This is a genomic window from Allomesorhizobium aridi (genome assembly GCF_043769475.1).
Taxonomy (GTDB): domain Bacteria; phylum Pseudomonadota; class Alphaproteobacteria; order Rhizobiales; family Rhizobiaceae; genus Allomesorhizobium.
Window position 1 is genome coordinate 4966435 of the sequence record NZ_CP171729.1, and the last position, 21105, is coordinate 4987539.

The following is a 21105-nucleotide window of genomic DNA, read 5'->3' on the forward strand; positions in this document are numbered from 1 at the left end:
AAGCGATTCATAACCGCGGCATGACCGGCTATATCTACATGACCGCGAGCCAGAAGCGCGGTACGATCTATATCGGCGTCACCAATGATCTTGGTCGGCGCATCCCCGAGCACCAGTCCGGCAAGGGCTCGCGCTTCACGTCCCGCTACGGCGTCCAGCGGCTCGTCTGGTATGAAGAGCACTTCGACATACGCGACGCCATACAACGGGAGAAATCGCTGAAGCGCTGGCCGCGACAGTGGAAGATCGACCTGATCGAGAAAACGAACCCTGAATGGTTCGAGCTGTTTCGCGGGACGGGGTGGTAGGGCTCTGCCGCTTCTGCCTTCGTCATCCTCGGGCGTAGCAAGGAGCGAAGCGACGCAGCGCAGACCCGGGGATCCATGCCGTGATGTTGACGCGCTGCCTTGTGATTCAAACAGAGCGCCGTCCTGCCCCGTCGGGCGCACTGCCGTACGGTAACGGCATGGATCCTAGGCTCTCCGCCTCCGCTTCGCTCCGGCTTCCGGCCTAGGATGACGAAGAGGGGGCGATGCATCCTCGTAATCGCCGACGTCAGCCCGAACGATGCCCTTTTTCGCGACGGTGGTCACGGTACGCTCTTATTATCGATACTTCTTTGCCCAATCCCTTAAGTGTTGCGGCACGCCGCTTGGGGCATAAGCGATAGCTGTGGCCAGGCTCTTCAACAGCCGCCGCTCAATCTGCCTAGCGCCAACGAAACGCTTCTCGATTCCGTCCTTCGCTTCAGCGAACCTGCGCTCACCGATCAAACATTCAATTTCCGCCTCATCCGCGTATCGGAACGCTTCTGGGTCGCTGGTGCTTATTTCTCTAATCCTATCAATATCCGATCGCGCGCGCTTAAAATCGCTCGAACGGGCGTACATCTGCGCCCTACGGAAATAGGCCTCCGCGTTGCTGTGTCCGGACGATGATATCACGCTCGTTACGGACGCCAACGCCTCATAACTATTTCTTACATACATTTTCCTTGACGCCCGTACTTTGTGAAACTGGAACCCACCGGTCTCACAAATCACCTCCAGTTCCGTATTAAGCCGAGCGATTTCCTTGCCGTCGACTTTTATGCCTTGCGTCGCCATCCCCTCCAAAGCTTCTACCAGCACATCAAGAATATAGGGGTTATCTGGCGTCCGATTGTAGGCAGCTCGCGCAAACGGCTCAGCTTCTGCAAATCTGTCTAGCCTGCAGAGAACCGCGGAGAGCTCCCTATTAATGTGATAATTCTCCTTGTCCAACTCGGAAGCTTCCCTAAACTTAGCCTCTGCAACATCATAGCGGCCCTTACGGCGCGCTCTAAAGCCCTCGATAAAGAACGCTACCCTCTTTGCAGTCGTGGTGTTGTAGGTTCTCAACCTATTTATCACGCCATTAATTCTGGGATCGTCAGCGTTTAGTCGTGTAAATGCCAAACCGAGCAGCCTGCCCGCCTCAATTCTGGCGTCCATGCTCAATTGCCTTTCGCCCTCCAGCGCCTTCTGACAAAACTCGATGCTTCTCGAAAAGTTGGATTTGTCGTAGTAGTCTCTACCAACTCTCAGAAAATGCGATGGAAGTATTAACGTTGATATGAACTCAATTCTATCGCCGCTGCGAAGTATCTCTGGGATTGCGCTGTCCAAAAATGAAATAGATAAACTTTCCGACGCTTCATATTCCTTAATTGCCTCTACAATTCGCTTGCCGACAACCTGCATCCATCCAGCATCCCGTTGGAACCGTCGGTCACGCCGCACTGCGTCTCGAATTGGCGGAGAAAGCGTTAGCATTCGGTCTTTGCGCCCAATGCAACAAAAGTCCTCCAGCTTCCTGACCGCTTCAGTTAACTCTCCGTGATCCTCAGCCAAAGCCGCGATTATAAATTCAAGATCGCAATACCTATACTCATGGAGGACAGCGACAATGTCACACTCGACGTCGGAAAATTTGATTCTGCGTATAAACTCATGCCCACGTTGTGATTTTATCTCTACTATATCCGACGGATTAGCTAAAAATACATCAAACCCCTCCTCTACAATGAACGATACAACTAGGTTAACATTGTAAGGATGTCCATCCGTGAAATCGCAAGCTTTCCTCACCTCGTTTTCAGTAAAATCGACGTCAAGTTCCTTAAGTTTTAAGCACATCAATTGATAAACCGTCTCGTCAGACAAGCTTGGTATTCTAAGATGGCATGACCTCGGATATTTGTGCTTGAGAGAGTACCGCATCATACGCGCTTGGATGAAGGACAGCGTAGGGCGGGCAATGTCGGCCAACTCGGAAAACAGAGCTGGAAAATGAGAGTGGTAGTCTCCATCGTCTTGGAAAACACCACCATCGTCAATAAAGACGGGCATCGTATCCGTGTCGGCTAATTGGCGGACATAGTGTGCAATCTGAGCAACCTGCTCCGTGGGTCCAAGTTGATTAAACGCAGAAAATACCTCGCTTGCCCTCAGCGGATTGTACACCTCCCATACATCATACAATTTGCGATATAATTCAGGTATTGAGTCATATTCATCAAGAGCGATTTCGACGAAAGTGGCGTAATTTCGAGGCGCAACGGAAGTGAGCGACTTTCGCAAAAAAGTCTTTCTTCCAACGCCATGATTGCCGACAATATGCAGCGCGATAGGCGATGCGTTTTTGGGGCGCGCTAATGCCCGTCTAAGAGCCTGAATCAAAAAGGATGTTTTGATATCAAGCTCTTGCGAGCCTGCGTGTGAGCAGGCGAATGTGGGCGACGTATAACCAGGCTTCTGCGGAGGCGATGGATTTCTCCCAGTCCTTAGCCAGCCTGCGGCATCGCCCCAGCCATGCGAATGTGCGCTCCACGACCCAGCGGCGCGGCAGGACCTCGAAGCCTTTGGCTTTGTCCGTCCGCTTGACGATCTCCAGGGTGAACGTGCCGATCTTTTGCATCGCGCCCTTAAGCTTCGGCCCGGCATAGCCGCCGTCGGCGAAGACGTGTCGCAGCCACGGCCAGCGTTCGAGAATGGTCTTGAGGGCAGCCGGTGCGCCGTCCCGGTCCTGGATATCGGCGGCATGGACGACGAGACCGACCATCAGCCCGATGGTGTCGACAACGATGTGACGCTTGCGCCCGTTGATCTTCTTTCCTGCGTCGAAGCCCCGAATTCCGCCGCTTTCCGTGGTCTTGACCGATTGGCTGTCGATCACGCCCGCCGTCGGACTCGCTTCCCGACCCTCGGCCTCGCGCGCCGCCATGACGAGGCTGTTGCTGATGGTCCGCAACAGGCCCTCCTCACGCCAGCGATAGAAGTACTTCTGCACCGTTGAAAAGGGTGGGAAGTCTTTCGGCAGCAATCGCCACGCGCCGCCCGACGAGGCGAGGTAAAGAAGTGCGTTCACGACCTCGCGCAGGTCCGTCTTGCGCGGCCGGCCGATGCGGTTCGCCGACGGCATCATCGGCGCAATCAGCGCCCACTCCGCATCGGTCAGATCGCTTGCGTAACGGGCGCAACGCCGCTCATAATGCGCACGGGTGATTTCAGTCCAGGCCATCGTGATCTCCATCAGATCTCGCAAATCCGACGGAATCACAACCTGCTGAAATCACTCAACTCTTTTTGGAACGGACACTAAGAGCCTGAATCAAAAAGGATGTTTTGATATCAAGCTCTTGCGAGCCTGCGTGTGAGCAGGCGAATGTGGGCGACGTATAACCAGGCTTCTGCGGAGGCGATGGATTTCTCCCAGTCCTTAGCCAGCCTGCGGCATCGCCCCAGCCATGCGAATGTGCGCTCCACGACCCAGCGGCGCGGCAGGACCTCGAAGCCTTTGGCTTTGTCCGTCCGCTTGACGATCTCCAGGGTGAACGTGCCGATCTTTTGCATCGCGCCCTTAAGCTTCGGCCCGGCATAGCCGCCGTCGGCGAAGACGTGTCGCAGCCACGGCCAGCGTTCGAGAATGGTCTTGAGGGCAGCCGGTGCGCCGTCCCGGTCCTGGATATCGGCGGCATGGACGACGAGACCGACCATCAGCCCGATGGTGTCGACAACGATGTGACGCTTGCGCCCGTTGATCTTCTTTCCTGCGTCGAAGCCCCGAATTCCGCCGCTTTCCGTGGTCTTGACCGATTGGCTGTCGATCACGCCCGCCGTCGGACTCGCTTCCCGACCCTCGGCCTCGCGCGCCGCCATGACGAGGCTGTTGCTGATGGTCCGCAACAGGCCCTCCTCACGCCAGCGATAGAAGTACTTCTGCACCGTTGAAAAGGGTGGGAAGTCTTTCGGCAGCAATCGCCACGCGCCGCCCGACGAGGCGAGGTAAAGAAGTGCGTTCACGACCTCGCGCAGGTCCGTCTTGCGCGGCCGGCCGATGCGGTTCGCCGACGGCATCATCGGCGCAATCAGCGCCCACTCCGCATCGGTCAGATCGCTTGCGTAACGGGCGCAACGCCGCTCATAATGCGCACGGGTGATTTCAGTCCAGGCCATCGTGATCTCCATCGGATCTCGCAAATCCGACGGAATCACAACCTGCTGAAATCACTCAACTCTTTTTGGAACGGACACTAAACTCTTGCTCTTCATTCTCTCTGCCAAAATATAAGTCAGCAAGGATACCTTCTTTCAGGGATAGCTCCATGAGATAGGCATCTATTCGCCTAGCAATTTGCTTTGGCGAACGCAAATGTTGGGCTACATTTATCTCCCGCATCCACTCAGGCAGTGACCTGTACGACGCTCCGTCAATTGAAAAAATAACAACATTTCTTATTCGACCGGCGCTTCGAGCCTCAAGCGCCGAACGTATCTCTTCGTCTACAAAGGTGGACCGAACGGAATTCTCGGACAGAAGGAGCACAAAAAGTTTGCAGCGACGAAGTGCGTTTCTTATAGCAATTGTATTCAGGGTAAACTCGAATGTGTATTCGTCGTACTCACATCTAAGCTCCCCGAGCTCTTCGAAAACCTGGTTGGCAAATGCCTTGTCATTACTGCTATGTGAAATGAATGCTTTCATTACGTATCTCTAACGGATGTTGTTGCCGACCTACACAATGCCGCCGGAACATGCTGTTGTCACGTTGAAGTTTTTAACCGGAGTTGGCGGAGATTGACTCAAGCCCCCGCTGAATACGCCGCGATCGCCGCCATGTTGACGATGTCTGAGTCCTTGGCGTTGAGGCTGACAATCTGGACCGGCTTGTTCAGCCCCACCAGCAGCGGGCCGATGACCATCGAGCCGCCGAGCTCCTGAAGCATTTTTGTCGAGATCGAGGCCGAGTGGAAGGCCGGCATGACCAAGACGTTGGCCGGGCCCGACAGGCGGCAGAACGGATATTGCTGCATCGCCTTGGCGTTGAGCGCGACATCGGCCGCCATCTCGCCGTCATACTCGAAATCGACGCGGCGCCTGTCGAGTATCTGGACGGCCTCCTGGACGCGCTGGGAGCGCTCGCCGGGCGGATGGCCGAAGGTCGAATAGGCAAGCATCGCCACGCGCGGCTCGTAGCCCATGCGGCGCGCGAAGCCCGCGGCTTCCTCGGCGATGTCGGCGATCTCGACGGCGTTGGGCATGTCGTGGACGGCGGTGTCGGCGACGAGGACCGTGCGGCCACGGCAGAGCGCGATCGACACGCCGATGACGCGGTGGCCGGGTTTTTCGTCGATGACGCGGCGGATGTCGTCGAGCGCGGTCGAATAGTTGCGGGTGACGCCGGTGACCACCGCGTCGGCGTCGCCCAGCGCCAGCATGCAGGCGGCGAAATGGTTGCGGTCGTTGTTGATCAGCCGCTGGCAGTCGCGGAACAGGAAGCCCTTCCGCTGCATGCGCTCGTAGAGATAGTCGGCATAGACGGCGTTGCGGCGCGACAGGCGGGCGTTGATGATCTCGATGCCGGGCCGGTCGAGCTCGACGCCGGCGTGGCGCGCGGTCTCCCTGACCTGCTCCTCGCGGCCGACGAGGATGGCGGTGCCGAGCCGCTGGTTGGCGTAGGAGACGGCGGCGCGCATGACCTGTTCCTCCTCGCCCTCGGCGAAGACGACGCGCTTGGGCTGGCGCCGCACGCGGTCGTAGATGCGCTGCAGCGTCGAGGCGATCGGGTCGCGGCGGGCGGAAAGCTCCTGCGCGTATTTGTCGAGATCGAGGATCGGCCGGCGCGCGACGCCGGAATCCATGGCGGCGCGGGCGACGGCCACCGGGATGGCCGAGATCAGGCGCGGATCGAACGGCACCGGGATGATGTAGTTCGGCCCGAATCTCGGGCGGTTGCCCTGGTAGGCGGCGGCGACGTCGTCGGGCACGTCCTGGCGGGCGAGCTCGGCGAGCGCTTCGGCGGCGGCGACCTTCATGGCGTCGTTGATGGTGGTGGCGCGGACATCGAGCGCGCCGCGAAAGATGTAGGGGAAGCCGAGAACGTTGTTGACCTGGTTCGGATAGTCCGAGCGGCCGGTCGCCATGATGGCGTCGGTGCGGATCTCGTGAACCTCCTCCGGCGTGATCTCCGGGTCGGGATTGGCCATGGCGAAGATGATCGGGTTCTCGGCCATGGAGCGGATCATGTCCGGGGTCAGCGCGCCCTTGGCGGAAAGGCCGAAGACGATGTCGGCGCCGTCGAGGGCTTCCGCCAGCGTGCGCTTTTCGGTCTTTACCGCATGCGCCGACTTCCACTGGTTCATGCCCTCCTCGCGGCCCTGGTAGACGACGCCCTTGGTGTCGCAGAGGATGACGTTGTCGGGCGTGAAGCCCATCGACTTGATGAGCTCGATGCAGGCGATGCCGGCCGAGCCGGCGCCGTTGCAGACGAGTTTCGCCGTCTTCATGTCGCGGCCGGTGATCTCCAGCGCGTTGATCAGCCCGGCGGCCGAGATGATGGCGGTGCCGTGCTGGTCGTCATGGAAGACGGGGATGTCCATGAGTTCGCGCAGGCGGCTCTCGATGATGAAGCAGTCCGGGGCCTTGATGTCCTCCAGGTTGATGCCGCCGAAGGAGGGGCCGAGGTATCTGACGCAGTTGATGAACTCGTCGACATTCTCGGTGTCGACTTCGAGATCGATGGCGTCGACGTCGGCGAAGCGCTTGAACAGCACCGCCTTGCCTTCCATGACAGGCTTGGCGGCGAGCGCGCCGAGATTGCCGAGGCCGAGGATGGCGGTGCCGTTGGTGATGACGGCGACCATGTTGCCGCGCGCCGTATAGTCGAAGGCGCGCGAGGGATCCTCGGCGATCGCCTTGACCGGGGCGGCAACGCCCGGCGAATAGGCCAGCGAGAGATCGCGCTGCGTCGCCATCGGCTTGGTCGGGTTGATCTCCAGCTTGCCCGGCCGTCCCATGGCGTGGAATTCCAGCGCCTCCTGCGCGCTGACGGACGGACCGGCGTTCTCGGTTTTCTTCGCCATGGTTCTGAGCCGTTCCCTTCCCCGGGGTATTTTCGTTTCTTTTTGTGGAGCGTTCGGGATTAAGGCTACACTTCGCCGCCGTAAAGCGCCAAGCAGGGGGAAGCTTCTTTTTTCGGGGACACGGTGAACGACGAAACGCCGATACGCATCGAAAGCAGCGCGCCGGCAGCAGTCGGCGCGGCGACGCCGATGTCGGCCGCCGCTGGCGCGACGCCGATGATGGAGCAGTTCGTCGAGATCAAGGCGGCGAACCCGGATTGCCTGCTGTTCTACCGCATGGGCGATTTCTACGAGCTGTTCTTCGAGGACGCCGAGATCGCCAGCCGGGCGCTGGGCATCGTCTTGACCAAGCGCGGCAAGCACCACGGCCACGACATCCCGATGTGCGGCGTGCCGGTGCATGCGGCCGACGACTACCTGCAGAAGCTGATCGGGCTCGGCCACCGCGTCGCCGTCTGCGAGCAGATCGAGGATCCGGCCGAGGCGCGGAAGCGCGGTGGCAAATCGGTGGTGAAGCGCGACGTGATCCGCCTGGTCACGCCCGGCACCATCACCGAGGACCGGCTGCTGGCGCCTTCGGAATCGAATTTCCTGATGGCGCTGGGCCGCGTGAAGGGCGGGGCGGATAATTCCTATGCGCTGGCGTGGATCGAACTGTCGACGGGCGTGTTCCGCGTCGCCGAGACCAACGCCGAGGCACTGGCAGCCGACATCTTCCGGGTCGATCCGCGTGAGCTGATCGTGGCCGAGCCGGTGTTCCATGACGAGGAGCTCAAGCCGCTGTTCGACATGATTGGCCGGGTGGCGAGCCCGCAGCCGCCAAGCCTGTTCGATTCGGCCTCGGCTCCCGGCCGCATCGCTCGCTTCTACGGCGTCGCCACGCCCGACAGTTTCGGCACGTTTTCCCGGGCCGAACTGTCGGCGATCTCGGGCGTCGTCGCCTATGTCGAGAAAACGCAGAAGGCGGAACGGCCGCCGCTGTCGCGGCCTGAGCGCGAGCAGGCCGGCTCGACGCTGTTCATCGACCCGGCGACGCGGGCCAACCTGGAGCTCCTGCGAACCATGTCGGGCGGGCGCGACGGCTCGCTGATCAAGGCCGTCGACCGGACGGTGACTGGGGCCGGCGCGCGGCTCCTGGCCGACCGGCTGATGTCGCCGCTGACCGATCCGAAGGCGATCAATGCGCGGCTGGATTCAGTGGCGTTCTTCGCCTCCGAATCAAGGCTGTGCCAGAGCCTCCGCGCGGCTCTCAAGGAGGCAGCCGACATGCCGCGCGCGCTGACCCGGCTGGCGCTCAACCGCGGCGGCCCGCGCGACCTCGGCGCGCTGCGCTCCGGCTTCGAGGCCGCCCTTGCGCTCAGGACACTGTTTGCCGACGCCGAGCTGCCGGCCGAACTCAAGACGGCGCTGGACGCGATCTCGGCGCTGCCGATACGCTTTGCCGATCATCTGGGCGCTGCACTTGCCGACGAGCTGCCGCTGCTCAGGCGCGACGGCGGTTTCGTCCGCGCCGGCTACAACGCAGAGCTCGACGAGATGCGGGCGCTGCGCGACGAGGCGCGCAAGGTGATCGCGGCGATGGAGCGCGAGCTGATCGAGGAGACCGGCGTCCGCTCGCTGAAAATCCGGCACAACAATGTGCTCGGCTATTACATCGAGGTGACCGCCAACCATCAGGCGATCATGATGGGGTCGGAGGCGGCCAAGGCACGCTTCATCCATCGCCAGACCATGGCGAGCGCCATGCGCTTCACCACCACCGAGCTGGCGGAGATGGAGACCAAGATCGCCAACGCCGCCGACCGCGCGCTGGCGATCGAGCTCGGCGTCTTCGATGCGCTGACCGCCGAGGCGGTAGGCCATGCCGACGCCATCCGCTCCGGCGCGACGGCCCTTGCGGTGCTCGACGTTTCGGCAGCACTCGCGGTGCTGGCCAGCGCCGAGGCGTGGCGGCGGCCGGTGGTCGACGACAGCCTCGCCTTCGAGATTTCAGGCGGCCGCCATCCGGTGGTCGAGCAGGCGCTGCGCCGCACCGCCGGCGCGCCATTCGTGGCGAACGATTGCGACCTGTCGCCGGAAGAGGGCGGCAGGCACGGCGCGATCTGGCTGCTGACCGGGCCGAACATGGGCGGCAAGTCGACCTTCCTGCGCCAGAACGCGCTGATCGCGATCCTTGCCCAGACCGGCTCCTTCGTGCCGGCGAAATCGGCGCGCATCGGCGTCATCGACCGGCTGTTTTCGCGCGTCGGCGCGTCGGACGACCTGGCGCGCGGGCGCTCGACCTTCATGGTCGAGATGGTCGAGACCGCCGCGATCCTCAATCAGGCGGGCGAACGGGCGCTGGTCATCCTCGACGAGATCGGCCGCGGCACCGCGACCTTCGACGGCCTGTCGATCGCCTGGGCGGCGGTCGAATATCTGCACGAGAAGAATTGCTGCCGGGCGATCTTCGCCACGCATTTCCACGAGATGACCGCGCTCGCCGGCAAGCTGGAGCGGCTGCACAACGTCACCATGCGCGTCAAGGAATGGGAGGGCGACGTGGTCTTCCTGCACGAGGTTGCCAGGGGCGCGGCCGACCGCTCCTACGGTGTGCAGGTGGCGCGGTTGGCCGGCCTGCCGGCGACCGTCGTGGAGCGCGCCCGCGCGGTTCTGCACCAGCTCGAAGCCGGCGAGACGTCCGGCAAGGCCGATCGCTTGGTCGACGATCTGCCGCTGTTTTCGGCGGTGGTGAAGCGCGAGGAGCCGAAGCCCGCCAAGACCGACGCGCTGGGCGCAGCGCTGTCGGCGATCAACCCCGACGAGATGACGCCTAAGGAAGCGCTGGAAACGCTGTACCGGCTGAAGGGGTTGGCGGGGAGGTAGGGGTTGGGTGGCCGGAGTGCGCCATTTCTGGACCTACACGGTGGTATCCGATCAGTCGTTACCTTGATCCCAATGCGGACCTTCCCGAGGCGAGACCGACGGGGAGGGACTGGCGATTCGCCACGACGGTTCCGGCGGCGTGGGCTACAATGGCGAGAGAGCCAGATCGACCCGGGAGCCGAGGTGCCAAGCTCCACAGCAGAACGTCGCCTTGCCGCCATCGTCGCGACCGATGTTGTTGGTTACTCGCGCCTGATGGGCGAGGACGAGACGCAGACGCTGGCCGCCCTCAAGGCGCACCGCAAGGAACTGATCGACCCTCTCATCGCCGAGCACAAGGGCCATATCGTCAAGACGACCGGAGACGGTCTGCTGCTGGAGTTTCCCTCCGTCGTTGAGGCGGTGGCCTGCGCCGTTGCCGTGCAGCGCGCCATGCTCGAGCGAAACAGGGCCGTTCCGGAAGGACGGCGCATCGAGTTGCGCGTCGGCATCAACATCGGCGACGTCATCATCGAAGACGGCGATATCTTCGGCAATGGCGTGAACGTCGCTGCGCGTCTCGAACAGATCTCGGAGCCGGGCGGCATCTGCCTTTCCGACGATGCCTACCGGCAGGTGCGGGACAAGCTCGACATTGAGGCGCTTGACGCCGGCGAGCAGCACCTGAAGAACATCGCTAACCCCGTCAGGGTCTACCGGATCGACCCGGCTTCATCAGCAACGGGGATCAAACGGCTTTCGGGTATTCGGGGCGGCAGGGCGAGCAGACTGCGGCTGGCGATGGCCGGTCTGGCCGTGATCGTCATCGCCATCGTAGCCTGGGCCGCCTGGTCCGGCATAGGCCGAGCCCCGGCCCCGGAACAGCAAGCCGCGAGTTCGACGGCAACCAAACCAGACAGCGGCCCTATTCTTCCCGTCGTCGCCGTGCTGCCATTTACAAACCAGACAAGCGACGAGTCGCAGGAGTATTTCGCCGACGGCGTCACCGAGGAGGTGATCAATGCCCTCGGCCGCTTCAAGAACTTGCGGGTGATCGGCCGCAATGCCGTCTTGCGGTACAAGGGACGGCAGGAGCGGCAGGCCGAAATCGCGTCCGAACTTGGCGCAACATACATGGTAGACGGCAGCATCAAAGCATCCAAGGACCGCGTGCGGATCTCCGCGCAACTGACTGAAGCGGACGCCGCTACCGTGTTGTGGTCTGATCGATACGATGGCGACCTGTCAGACATATTCGAATTTCAGGACAGCATCGCACGGCACATTGCTGGCACGCTTGCAGCCAATATCAGTCAGGTAGAGGTGAAGCGCCATTTCAAGGAAGCCAGGCCGGACCAGAATGCCTTCGACCTCTTGTTGCGCGCCCGGGCTGTCGGCCATGCCGCTTCTCGGGCCGCCAACCGACAGGTCCGAGAGTTGATGACCAAGGCGATCGAACTGGATCCGAACTATGCCACCACCCATGCTCTTCTGGGCGAAGCCATCTACTCGCAGGTGGTTCAGGGCTGGACGGAGTTCCCCGACCGCGAGCTTGGCCGTGCCGAGGAACTCGCCCGGCGCGCCATCGCGCTCGCTCCCGATGAGCCTGATGGGCACCGCACCCTTGGTCGCATCCTGCTTATCCGCACCGAATACGATCAGGCGCGCAACGCGCTGCAGCGTGCGATCGACCTCAATCCGAGTGACGCCAATGCGTTGGCGGTACGGGGAGCCCTCCAATCGTTTGATGGGGACCTTCCCGGCGCCATCGAGTCGCTTGAACTGGCCTTGAAATATGATCCGATGCTCCAGCCGAACTACCATTTCGATCTCGCCATCAGCTACTATCTCGCACGCCGGCACGAAGATGCCCTGCGTGTCGCCGAACGTGGCATCTCCCGGTTTCCGAATTTCCCAATGTTCAATGTCCCGGCCGCAGCCGCAGCGGCACAGCTTGGGCGCCAGGAGCAGGCGGACCTCTACGTCGCCGAGATACGGCGACGCCTGCCGCAACTCGATATGAGCTTTGACTTTCTTGGCTCGCGCTTCAGAGATCCGGCCTATCCGGCGTATCTGAAGGAGGGACTCAGGCGAGCGGGCTTGTGAGGCGCTATTGCGGTGGCCATTCAGGAAGATCGGGCAATCGCGGATAGTTCGCGTCTGCGTTGCTCGCCATAGCCGCCGGATCGGCAGCAAATTTCCCTGGGCCGGCCGGCCCTCCGAAAACGTACAGGCGGCCTTCGTGAATCACCCAATTGTTCGGATCGGCAACCAACCTATAGCCCCTCGACAGCGCCGCAGTGCACCAGTTTTGGTACTGCGGCAGATATCGATCGGGGTCGGCCTTGAAGAGATCGAGGTGGCGCGTCGAGGCGAAGCGGTATAAGGCGCCATCCAATTCGTACTGATACTGCGGATCGCCGATCATCGGCTTGGCCTCGGTGAAATAGGCCACAGGGTCGTAGCCCTTGATGGCGAGGCGGTCTTCCTCGCTATGGGCAGCGGTGTCGAAAGCGAAAGACAAAGCGCCAGACAGTCCGATCAGGACGGCCAACGCATCGCGCCTGTTCATTGACGTTAACTCCCTTGAACGTGAGCAGCAACAGCCGGCCGCAGAGGCGGTGGGGGACTTGTGCTCTCGTCACATTCGGCACGTGCGGCCCCGCTCAAAGGGCCGGCCGCTATCGGCATGGCTGGGAGATTACGCCTCGCGTTCGCCCGTGGCAACGTGCATATATGCACCCCAACTAAAATAAGCTTACGCGAAAGTCGCCTTCGGATCAGAACCAGCCGCTAGATCGCCCTTCAGGTCACCCCACCGCATCGCCCCAACCCACCCGCCTTGCAGCTTTGTACGCCGCGCCCTCGCGGCGGGTGACGAGCTTTTCGGCGGCCGTGCCGTCGGCCTGGCAGAGTTTCAGCCGGACGGTTCCGCTCGCTGTCTGGGGTGGCGCCAGCACGCGGGCGGCGGGGGTTTCGGCGGGCGTTCTGGATGCGGCGACGTAGATGAATTTCTCGTCCTCCCACGGCACGTCGCCGCTCTTGGCGAGGCGGTGCAGCCTGGAGCGCGCGACGCGGCGCGAGAAATGGCACCAGTCGGGCGCGGCGAGCGGGCAGGCGGCGCTGTGCGGACAGGGGGCGGCGAGATGCGCGCCGGCCGCGATGAGCCGCGAACGGACCGCGAGGATGCGCCGCCAGCCGGCCGGGGTGCCGGGTTCAACGACGAGCAGCGTGTCTTGCGTCAGCGCCCACAGCCGGTCGACCAGCGGCTCGATTGCCGACGGCGAAAGCTCGTCCAGCACATAGGCGAGCGTCACCAGGTCGGCGGGCGCAACGCCGGCAAGCCCGGTTGCGAGGTCGGCGGCGATCCATTCGACGCGCACCGGGGCCGCGGCGTCGGCGAGCTGGTTTCCGACTTGGCGGATCGCTTCGCTGGTCTCGACCAGCGTGGCCGTCTCCAGACTGTCGAAGCAGTCGGCGGCGGCGAAGAGCGCCGTGCCCGGGCCGGCGCCTATGTCCAGCAGGCTTTTCGGCTGAAGACCGGGTAGCGCTTCGGCTGTCACGGCGAGGCTGGCACGGACCGCCGCATAGGTGGCGGGCAGGCGCGTCGCCAGATAGGCCTTTGCCGCGAGGTCGCCGGAGATGTGCAGCCGGCCGTCGCGGACTTCGCCGCGGTAGCGCAGCGACAGCGTGACGGCCGCTTCCCTGAGCACCGGCAGGGTGACGCCCTCGAGGAGCTGGTCGACCGCGCTTCGGAGGGCGGGAGGGAGTTCCATCGGTGGCTCAGGCCGCGCCGAATTTCCGGCTCGCGTCGAGCGCCAGGCCGAGGCCGACGCTGCCGAACATGTCGCCCTCGACCGCGGTGGCGTTGGGGAACATCGAGAGCACGGTTCGCTTCAGGAGCGGGATGGCGGTCGAGCCGCCGGTCAGGAACAGGGTGGTGATCGCCGAGTGATCAAGCTGCGCGTCGCGGAGCGTGCCGGAAATGACGTCGGCGATCTTCCCGACGGCTTCCTCGATCGTCGCGTTGAGGCCGGCACGGGTCATGGGCAGGGCGAGCCGCTCGTGGGTCAGGCGCAACTCCATCGCCGTCTCGGCCAGGTCGGTCAGCTCGATCTTGGCGCGTTCAACCCTCGATGCCAGCAAATGCCCCTGCCTGTGGCTGACGATGTCGATCACCCGGTCGACCAGTTCCGGCCGCGCCGCCTCGTAGCGGATCTGGCGAAGATCGGTCATCGCCCTGTTCGAGTAAAGCAGGTTGATGCGCTGCCATGTGGCGAGATCGAAGAAATAGCCGGCCGGCAGGTTGCGCTTGCCGTCGGCGGTCGCGGTCTTGTAGCCGAGTTGGGGCATGACATGCGCCATCGACAGCAGCCGGTCGAAATCGGTGCCGCCGATATGGACGCCGGTGCTGGCCAGGATGTCGTCCTTGCGGTCGGCGGCCGTCGCGCGCTGCGGCGAGACGCGCACGATCGAAAAATCGGAGGTGCCGCCGCCGATGTCGACGATCAGCGCCAGCTCTTCGCGTGTGACGCTCTGCTCGTAATCGAGCGCGGCGGCGATCGGCTCGAACTGGAAGGCGATGTGTTTGAAGCCCTGGGCGCGGGCGGCCTTTTCGAGCTGCGCCTGCGCGTCCGCGTCGGCCTGCGGGTCGCCGTCGACGAAATGCACCGGCCGGCCGAGCACGACGGTGTCGACGGATTGGCCAAGCTCGGCGTCGAGCCGGCCCTTGAGGTAGCCGATGAACGATCCGATGATGTCGGAGAAGGCGATCGAGCGCGCCTTGACCCGCGTCTTCTCGTGGATCAGCGACGAGCCAAGCACGCTTTTCAGCGCCCTGAGCAGGCGGCCCTCGGCGTGTTCGGTATAATCCTCGATGGCGCGCCGGCCGAAATAGGTGCCGTTGTCCTCGAAATTGTAGAACACCGCGCTGGGCATGGTGATGTGCCCGCCTTCCAGCTGCACGAGCCGCGGGCGGCCGCCTTCCATCACCCCGACGGTGGAGTTGGATGTGCCAAAGTCTATTCCGCCGCTGACCGGTCGCATGGTGGTATCCTGAGATCGTGGAGATCGCCCGAAGGGAGCGGCGCTGTTACACAAGCAAGCCGGCAATGTCGATGCCATATCGGCCCGCTGCGCCGATTTGCCTTCTGGGCCGAGCCCCTGTTGTCGAAAGGCGGGCGAACGCTCTAAAAGGCCACGACGTGTTTAGCAGGAGCAGGATTGAGCCATGAGCGATTACGCAAGCCCACCCGCTGAGGGCGCCTATCTCGGACGCGCCATGGCAGACGGCTGGGCGCATCCAGCGGTGGTCACCGTGCGGGACGGCGAGGTGCTCGACATCACCTCGGCCGCCGCGCCGACGGCGCGCGACATATGCGAGATGGACGATCCGGCGGGCTTCGTGCGCACGGCACAGGGCAGGAGCGTCGGCGCGCTGCGCGACGTGCTTCGCGACAGCTTTGAGAATCGCGGCGCGGGCCGGCCCTATCTGCTGTCGCCGGTGGACCTGCAGGCGGTGAAGGCGTCCGGCGTCACCTTCGTCGTCAGTCTGCTGGAGCGGGTCATCGAGGAGCAGGCGCGCGGCAATCCGGAAAAGGCGGACGCCATAAGGGGCGACATCGCCGGCCTGATCGGCGACGATTTGTCGAAGCTGAAGCCCGGATCGGCCGAGGCGCAGGCGGCCAAGGCGAAGCTGGTGGCGCGCGGCGTCTGGTCGCAATATCTGGAGGTAGGCATCGGTCCCGACGCCGAGATATTCACCAAGTGCCAGCCGATGGCATCGGTCGGCTTCGGCGCCGATGTCGGGCTGCACCCGGTCTCGACCTGGAACAATCCGGAGCCGGAGATTGCGGTGATCGCCTCGAGCGGAGGCAGGATCGTCGGCGCGACGCTCGGCAATGATGTCAATCTGCGCGATGTCGAGGGCCGCTCGGCGCTGCTGCTCGGCAAGGCCAAGGACAACAACGCCTCCGCCGCGCTCGGTCCGTTCATCCGGCTGTTTGACGGGACGTTCTCGATGGACGACGTGAAGAATGCGCGCGTGGAGCTAAAGGTCGAGGGCGAGGACGGGTTCTCGCTGGAGGGCGCGAGCTCGATGGCCGAGATCAGCCGCTCTCCCGAAGAGCTGGTGGCGGCCGCGATGGGGCCGCATCACCAATATCCGGACGGCATGGCGCTCTATCTAGGCACGATGTTCGTGCCGTCGAAGGACCGCGGCGAGGCTGGCAAGGGGTTCACGCACAAGGTAGGCGACATGGTCACGATCAGTTCCGAAAAATTCGGGGCGCTGGTCAACCGCGTAAAACTTTCGCCGGACTGCCCGCCCTGGGCCTATGGCGCGAGCCACCTGATGCGCGATCTCGCAAGGGCGAAGCTCATCTGAGTACCCACGCCGGTCGAAACGCGCTATAGACGCCGCGCTGAAAGCGGAGATTCCACCCGGCGCGATGGCAAAGATTGCCCTGAAACTCGACGAGCTGATCGACGGCGCGGCACTGCGCCGCGACCTGACGGCGCTGACCGCGGCCACCGAAGGCGACGGCGGCAGCCCCGCGGTGCGGGGAAAGGTGCTGGCGACGCTGAAGGACCGCGTAGCGGCCGGGCGGGCGGTGGCCGAACGGATGCTGACAGAGGATGGCGGCGGCACGGCCTGCGCGGCCCGGCTATCGCACCTGATGGACGAGGCGATCCGCGCACTCTACGACTTCGCGGCCACGCACGTCTACCGCGCCAAGAATCCGTCCTCGGCCGAGCGCATGGCGGTGATCGCCGTCGGCGGCTACGGGCGCGGCACGCTGGCGCCGGGCTCCGACATCGACCTCCTGTTCCTCCTGCCCTACAAGCAGACGCCGTGGGGTGAGCAGATTGTCGAATACATGCTCTACATGCTGTGGGACATGGGGCTGAAGGTCGGCCATGCCACCCGCAATATCGACGAATGCCTACGCCTTTCGCGCTCCGACATCACCATACGAACCTCGATCCTGGAAGCGCGTTTCCTGTGGGGCGAGCGGAAGCTCTTCGACGAGCTGCTTTCGCGCTTCGACAAGGAAGTGGTGAAGAATACGGGCGCGGAATACGTCCAGGCCAAGCTTGCCGAGCGAGACGACCGCCACGCCAAGGCCGGCGAAAGCCGCTATCTGGTCGAGCCAAACGTCAAAGACGGCAAGGGTGGCCAGCGCGACCTGCACACGCTGTTCTGGATTGCCAAATATTTTTACCGGGTGCGCACCGGCGAGGAGCTGGTCGAGCAGGGCGTGTTCACGCGGGCCGAATACAACCAGTTCCTGAAGGCCGAGGATTTCCTTTGGGCGGTGCGCTGCCACATGCATTTCCTGACCGGCAAGGCCGAGGAGCGGCTGCACTTCGACATACAGCGCGATATCGCCGAGCGGCTCGGCTATACCAGCCATCCCGGCCTGTCTGCCGTCGAACGCTTCATGAAACACTACTTCCTGATCGCGAAAGACGTCGGCGACCTGACCCGCATCTTCTGCGCCGCGCTCGAGGAGGAGCAGGCCAAGCACGTGCCCGGCTTCAACCGGATTTTCCTGACCTTTTCCAGGCGTCGGCGAAAGCTTGCCGGCACCAGAGACTTCATCGTCGACAACCACCGCATCAACATCGCCGACGACCAGGTGTTCGTGCGCGATCCCGTCAACATGGTGCGGTTGTTCTGGTTCGCCGACCGCCACGGGCTGGAATTCCATCCCGACGCGCTGAAGCTTCTGACGCGCTCGCTCGGGCTGGTCGACAAGAATTTGCGCCGCGACGCCGAGGCCAACCGGCTGTTCCTCGAGGTGTTGACCTCGGACCGCAATCCCGAGCTCAACCTGCGGCGCATGAACGAGGCCGGACTGCTCGGCAAATTGATCCCCGATTTCGGCAAGATCGTCGCCATGATGCAGTTCAACATGTATCACCACTACACGGTCGACGAGCATCTCCTGCGCTGCATCGGTGTGCTTTCGGAAATCGAGAGCGGGGCAGGCGAGAAGATCCACCCCCTGGCGCACAAGCTGTTGCCGGGCCTGAGGGGCAAGCGCGAGGCGCTTTACGTCGCGGTGCTGCTGCACGACATCGCAAAGGGCCGCCCGGACGACCATTCCGAGGTGGGCGCCAGGATCGCGCGGCGCATCTGCCCGCATATGGGGCTGTCGGCCGCCGACACCGAAACTGTTGCCTGGCTGGTGGAGAACCATCTGGCGATGTCGATGACGGCGCAGACCCGCGACCTGAACGACCGCAAGACGATCGAGGATTTTGCCGCGCTGGTGCAGTCGGTCGAGCGGCTGAAGCTGCTCCTGGTGCTGACCGTCTGCGACATACGCGGCGTCGGTCCGGGCGTATGGAACGGCTGGAAGGGCCAGTTGCTGAGGACGCTCTACTACGAGACCGAGCTTCTGCTGACTGGCGGCTTCTCGGAAGTGGCGCGCGTCGAGCGGGCGGCGCAGGCGCGCGAAGCGCTGGCCGAAAACCTTGCCGGCTGGCCCGAAGCGGCGCGCAAGCGCACCGTCGGCCTGCATTACGAGAATTACCTGCTGGCGGTCGATCTGAAGGACCAGCTGCGCCACGCCGAGTTCATCCGCCAGGCGGACGAGGCGGGCAAGAAGCTCGCCACCATGGTCAAGACGCACGAATTCGAGGCGGTGACTGAAATCACCGTTCTGGCGCAGGACCATCCGCGCCTGCTGTCGGTGATCGCCGGGGCGTGCGCTGGAGCCGGCGCCAACATCGTCGACGCGCAGATTTTCACCACCTCTGACGGGCGCGCGCTGGACACGATCCTGATCTCCAGAGAATTCGACCGCGACGAGGACGAACGGCGCAGGGCCGAGCGGGTTGGAACGCTGATCGAGGATGTGCTCTCGGGCAAGAGCTGGCTGCCCGAGATGATCGCGCGGCGGACCAAGCCGAAGCGCGGCGCCAAGGCGTTCCGCATCGAGCCGCGCGTGGAAATCCGAAACACGCTGTCGAACCGATTCTCGGTGATCGACGTGTCGGGACTGGACCGGCCGGGTCTGCTGTCGGAAATCACCGGCGCGCTGTCGGACCTTTCGCTGGACATTGCCTCGGCGCATATCACGACGTTCGGCGAAAAGGTCATCGATACCTTCTACGTCAGCGACCTGACAGGCCAGAAGATCGACAATCCGGCGAGGCTCCAGGCCATCCGCGACCGGCTCATCGCCACGCTGGACGGCGAAGCCAGCCAGCGCGCCGCGAAAGCCCGCGTCTCCGCCGCCGCCGAATGACAACGCATCCGGAAGCCTGCATCCAATGAGTCTCGTGAAAAAATTCGCCACCGTCGGGTCGGCGACGCTCGCCAGCCGGATATTGGGCTTCGGCCGAGAGGCGCTGATGGCCGCCGCCCTTGGGGCAGGCCCGATCGCGGATGCCTTCTATGCGGCCTTCCGCTTTCCGAACCTGTTTCGCCGGCTTTTCGCCGAAGGCGCGTTCAATGCGGCCTTCGTGCCGCTTTTCGCCAAGGAGATCGAGGCCAACGGCACGGACGGGGCGCGGCGCTTCTCGGAAGAAGTGTTCGGCATCCTGTTCACCGTTCTCCTGGTGCTGACGATTGCGATGGAATTGTCGATGCCGCTTCTGGTTCGCACCATCATCGCGCCCGGCTTCGTCGACAATCAGGAGAAGTTCGACACCACGGTGGCGCTGTCGATCATCATGTTCCCATACCTGATGTGCATGTCGCTGACCGCCATGATGAGCGGTATCCTGAATTCGCTGCACCGCTATTTCGTCGCTGCGATTGCGCCGGTCCTGCTGAACGTCGTTCTAATCGGCGTGCTTCTGCACGCGATCATGACCGGTCGTGACGGCCTGGAGACAGGCTACAATCTTGCATGGGGCGTTCTGGCTGCGGGCTTGCTGCAGCTTTTGCTGGTGCTTGTCGCCGTCCGCAAGGCGGGGATCGTCATCGGCCTGCGACGTCCGCGCATGACCCCCAATGTCAAGCGCCTGCTGATCCTGGCGTTTCCAGCCGCAATCACCGGAGGCATCACCCAGATCAACCTCGTCATCGGCCAGATGATCGCGTCGGGAAAGGAAGGTGCGATTTCGGTGCTGCAATATGCCGATCGCATCTATCAGTTGCCGCTCGGCGTGGTCGGCATTGCCGTCGGTGTGGTTCTGCTGCCGGAGCTGTCGCGCGCACTGAAAGCCGGCCATCTCCGGGACGCTGCAAACCTGCAGAACCGCTCGGTGGAGTTCGCGCTGTTCCTGACGCTGCCTGCGGCGGCCGCCCTTCTGGTGATGTCGGAAGAGATTGTGCGCGTGCTATTCGAGCGCGGGGCGTTTTCGCCGATGACCACCCAGTCGGTTGCTGGCGCGCTCGCAATATTCGGACTGGGACTTCCGGCATTCGTCATGATCAAGGCGTTCACGCCGGGCTTCTTTGCCCGCGAGGATACGCGCACGCCGATGATCTTTGCCGGCGTATCAGTGGTGGTAAATGTCGCGCTGGCGCTGACGCTGTTTCCGAGCATGGCGGAAGCGGGCATCGCAACGGCCGAAACCGCTGCCGGCTGGGCCAACGCGATGCTCCTGCTCGGCACGTTGATCTGGCGTGGACATTGGGGACAGGACAGGGCGCTGCTGACGCGGTTGCCGCGTCTGGTGCTTGCCGCTGGCGTCATGGGCGCTGCGCTATATTTCGCTCTCGGCCACCTGGAGCCGTGGCTTGCCCCGGCATCGCCGCTGCTCGTCCAGCTCGCCGCGCTTTGCGTGCTGATCGCCGGCGCAATGGCTATTTATTTCGGCACCGCCTTCGCGATCGGCGGCGCGGATTTCGGCATGATCCGCCGAAACATAAGGCGCTCGCAGGCCGCCGCTGCGACACCGCCAGACGTCGAATAGCGGA

14 protein-coding genes and 1 pseudogene are annotated in these 21105 nt (G+C 63.1%); 7 read left to right on the plus strand and 8 right to left on the minus strand.

Annotation, left to right across the window (positions count from 1 at the left end):
• The first annotated feature begins 20 nt into the window (after positions 1–20).
• Positions 21–308, plus strand: coding sequence for a GIY-YIG nuclease family protein (locus ACG873_RS26505; RefSeq protein WP_394888735.1), 288 nt, complete (start codon positions 21–23; stop codon positions 306–308).
• Positions 309–605: 297 nt separating this feature from the next.
• Here the strand turns inward: ACG873_RS26505 and ACG873_RS26510 are convergent, their stop codons facing one another.
• The 5 genes from ACG873_RS26510 to ACG873_RS26530 all read right to left on the minus strand — a co-directional run bounded on the left by ACG873_RS26510 (position 606) and on the right by ACG873_RS26530 (position 7382).
• Complete coding sequence (locus tag ACG873_RS26510; protein ID WP_394888736.1) at positions 606–2183, minus strand: tetratricopeptide repeat protein; 1578 nt, start codon at positions 2181–2183, stop codon at positions 606–608.
• A gap of 532 nt (positions 2184–2715) precedes the next feature.
• Complete coding sequence (locus ACG873_RS26515) at positions 2716–3540, minus strand: IS5 family transposase (protein ID WP_394885740.1); 825 nt, start codon at positions 3538–3540, stop codon at positions 2716–2718.
• A gap of 110 nt (positions 3541–3650) precedes the next feature.
• The gene (locus tag ACG873_RS26520; protein WP_394885740.1) at positions 3651–4475 is read right to left on the minus strand and encodes an IS5 family transposase; all 825 of its coding nucleotides are present in this window, start codon (positions 4473–4475) and stop codon (positions 3651–3653) included.
• A 55-nt stretch (positions 4476–4530) separates the two neighbouring features.
• Complete coding sequence (locus ACG873_RS26525) at positions 4531–5004, minus strand: toll/interleukin-1 receptor domain-containing protein (protein ID WP_394888737.1); 474 nt, start codon at positions 5002–5004, stop codon at positions 4531–4533.
• A 98-nt stretch (positions 5005–5102) separates the two neighbouring features.
• Entirely contained in the window at positions 5103–7382 is a 2280-nt protein-coding gene (locus ACG873_RS26530; protein ID WP_394888738.1) for an NADP-dependent malic enzyme, read from the minus strand.
• Positions 7383–7598: 216 nt separating this feature from the next.
• On the opposite strand from ACG873_RS26530, the gene mutS reads away from it, so the two are divergent.
• The 3 genes and pseudogenes from mutS to ACG873_RS26545 all read left to right on the plus strand — a co-directional run bounded on the left by mutS (position 7599) and on the right by ACG873_RS26545 (position 12332).
• The gene (gene mutS, locus ACG873_RS26535) at positions 7599–10247 is read left to right on the plus strand and encodes a DNA mismatch repair protein MutS (RefSeq protein WP_394893713.1); all 2649 of its coding nucleotides are present in this window, start codon (positions 7599–7601) and stop codon (positions 10245–10247) included.
• A gap of 255 nt (positions 10248–10502) precedes the next feature.
• A pseudogene (locus ACG873_RS26540) lies at positions 10503–10859 on the plus strand (adenylate/guanylate cyclase domain-containing protein); the annotation flags it as partial.
• Positions 10860–11042: 183 nt separating this feature from the next.
• Positions 11043–12332, plus strand: a complete 1290-nt coding sequence (locus tag ACG873_RS26545; protein WP_394893828.1) for a tetratricopeptide repeat protein — start codon at positions 11043–11045, stop codon at positions 12330–12332.
• A gap of 4 nt (positions 12333–12336) precedes the next feature.
• Here ACG873_RS26545 and ACG873_RS26550 read toward each other — a convergent pair whose 3' ends face one another.
• From ACG873_RS26550 to ACG873_RS26560, 3 genes are all read right to left on the minus strand, one after another.
• Positions 12337–12780, minus strand: a complete 444-nt coding sequence (locus tag ACG873_RS26550; RefSeq protein WP_394888739.1) for a YHS domain-containing (seleno)protein — start codon at positions 12778–12780, stop codon at positions 12337–12339.
• Between the two features lie 256 nt (positions 12781–13036).
• Positions 13037–14002, minus strand: coding sequence for a small ribosomal subunit Rsm22 family protein (locus tag ACG873_RS26555; RefSeq protein ID WP_394888740.1), 966 nt, complete (start codon positions 14000–14002; stop codon positions 13037–13039).
• Between the two features lie 7 nt (positions 14003–14009).
• Positions 14010–15272 (minus strand): Hsp70 family protein, encoded by a 1263-nt coding sequence (locus tag ACG873_RS26560; protein ID WP_394888741.1) that lies wholly within the window; start codon positions 15270–15272, stop codon positions 14010–14012.
• Positions 15273–15456: 184 nt separating this feature from the next.
• Here ACG873_RS26560 and ACG873_RS26565 point away from each other — a divergent pair, with 184 nt between their 5' ends.
• The 3 genes from ACG873_RS26565 (at position 15457) to murJ (ending at position 21101) form a co-directional block, all read left to right on the plus strand.
• The gene (locus tag ACG873_RS26565; RefSeq protein ID WP_394888742.1) at positions 15457–16611 is read left to right on the plus strand and encodes a fumarylacetoacetate hydrolase family protein; all 1155 of its coding nucleotides are present in this window, start codon (positions 15457–15459) and stop codon (positions 16609–16611) included.
• 64 nt (positions 16612–16675) lie between these two features.
• The gene (locus ACG873_RS26570) at positions 16676–19483 is read left to right on the plus strand and encodes a [protein-PII] uridylyltransferase (RefSeq protein WP_394888743.1); all 2808 of its coding nucleotides are present in this window, start codon (positions 16676–16678) and stop codon (positions 19481–19483) included.
• A gap of 25 nt (positions 19484–19508) precedes the next feature.
• On the plus strand, positions 19509–21101 hold the full coding sequence (murJ, locus tag ACG873_RS26575) for a murein biosynthesis integral membrane protein MurJ (protein WP_394888744.1): 1593 nt from the start codon (positions 19509–19511) through the stop codon (positions 21099–21101).
• Positions 21102–21105 lie beyond the last annotated feature (4 nt).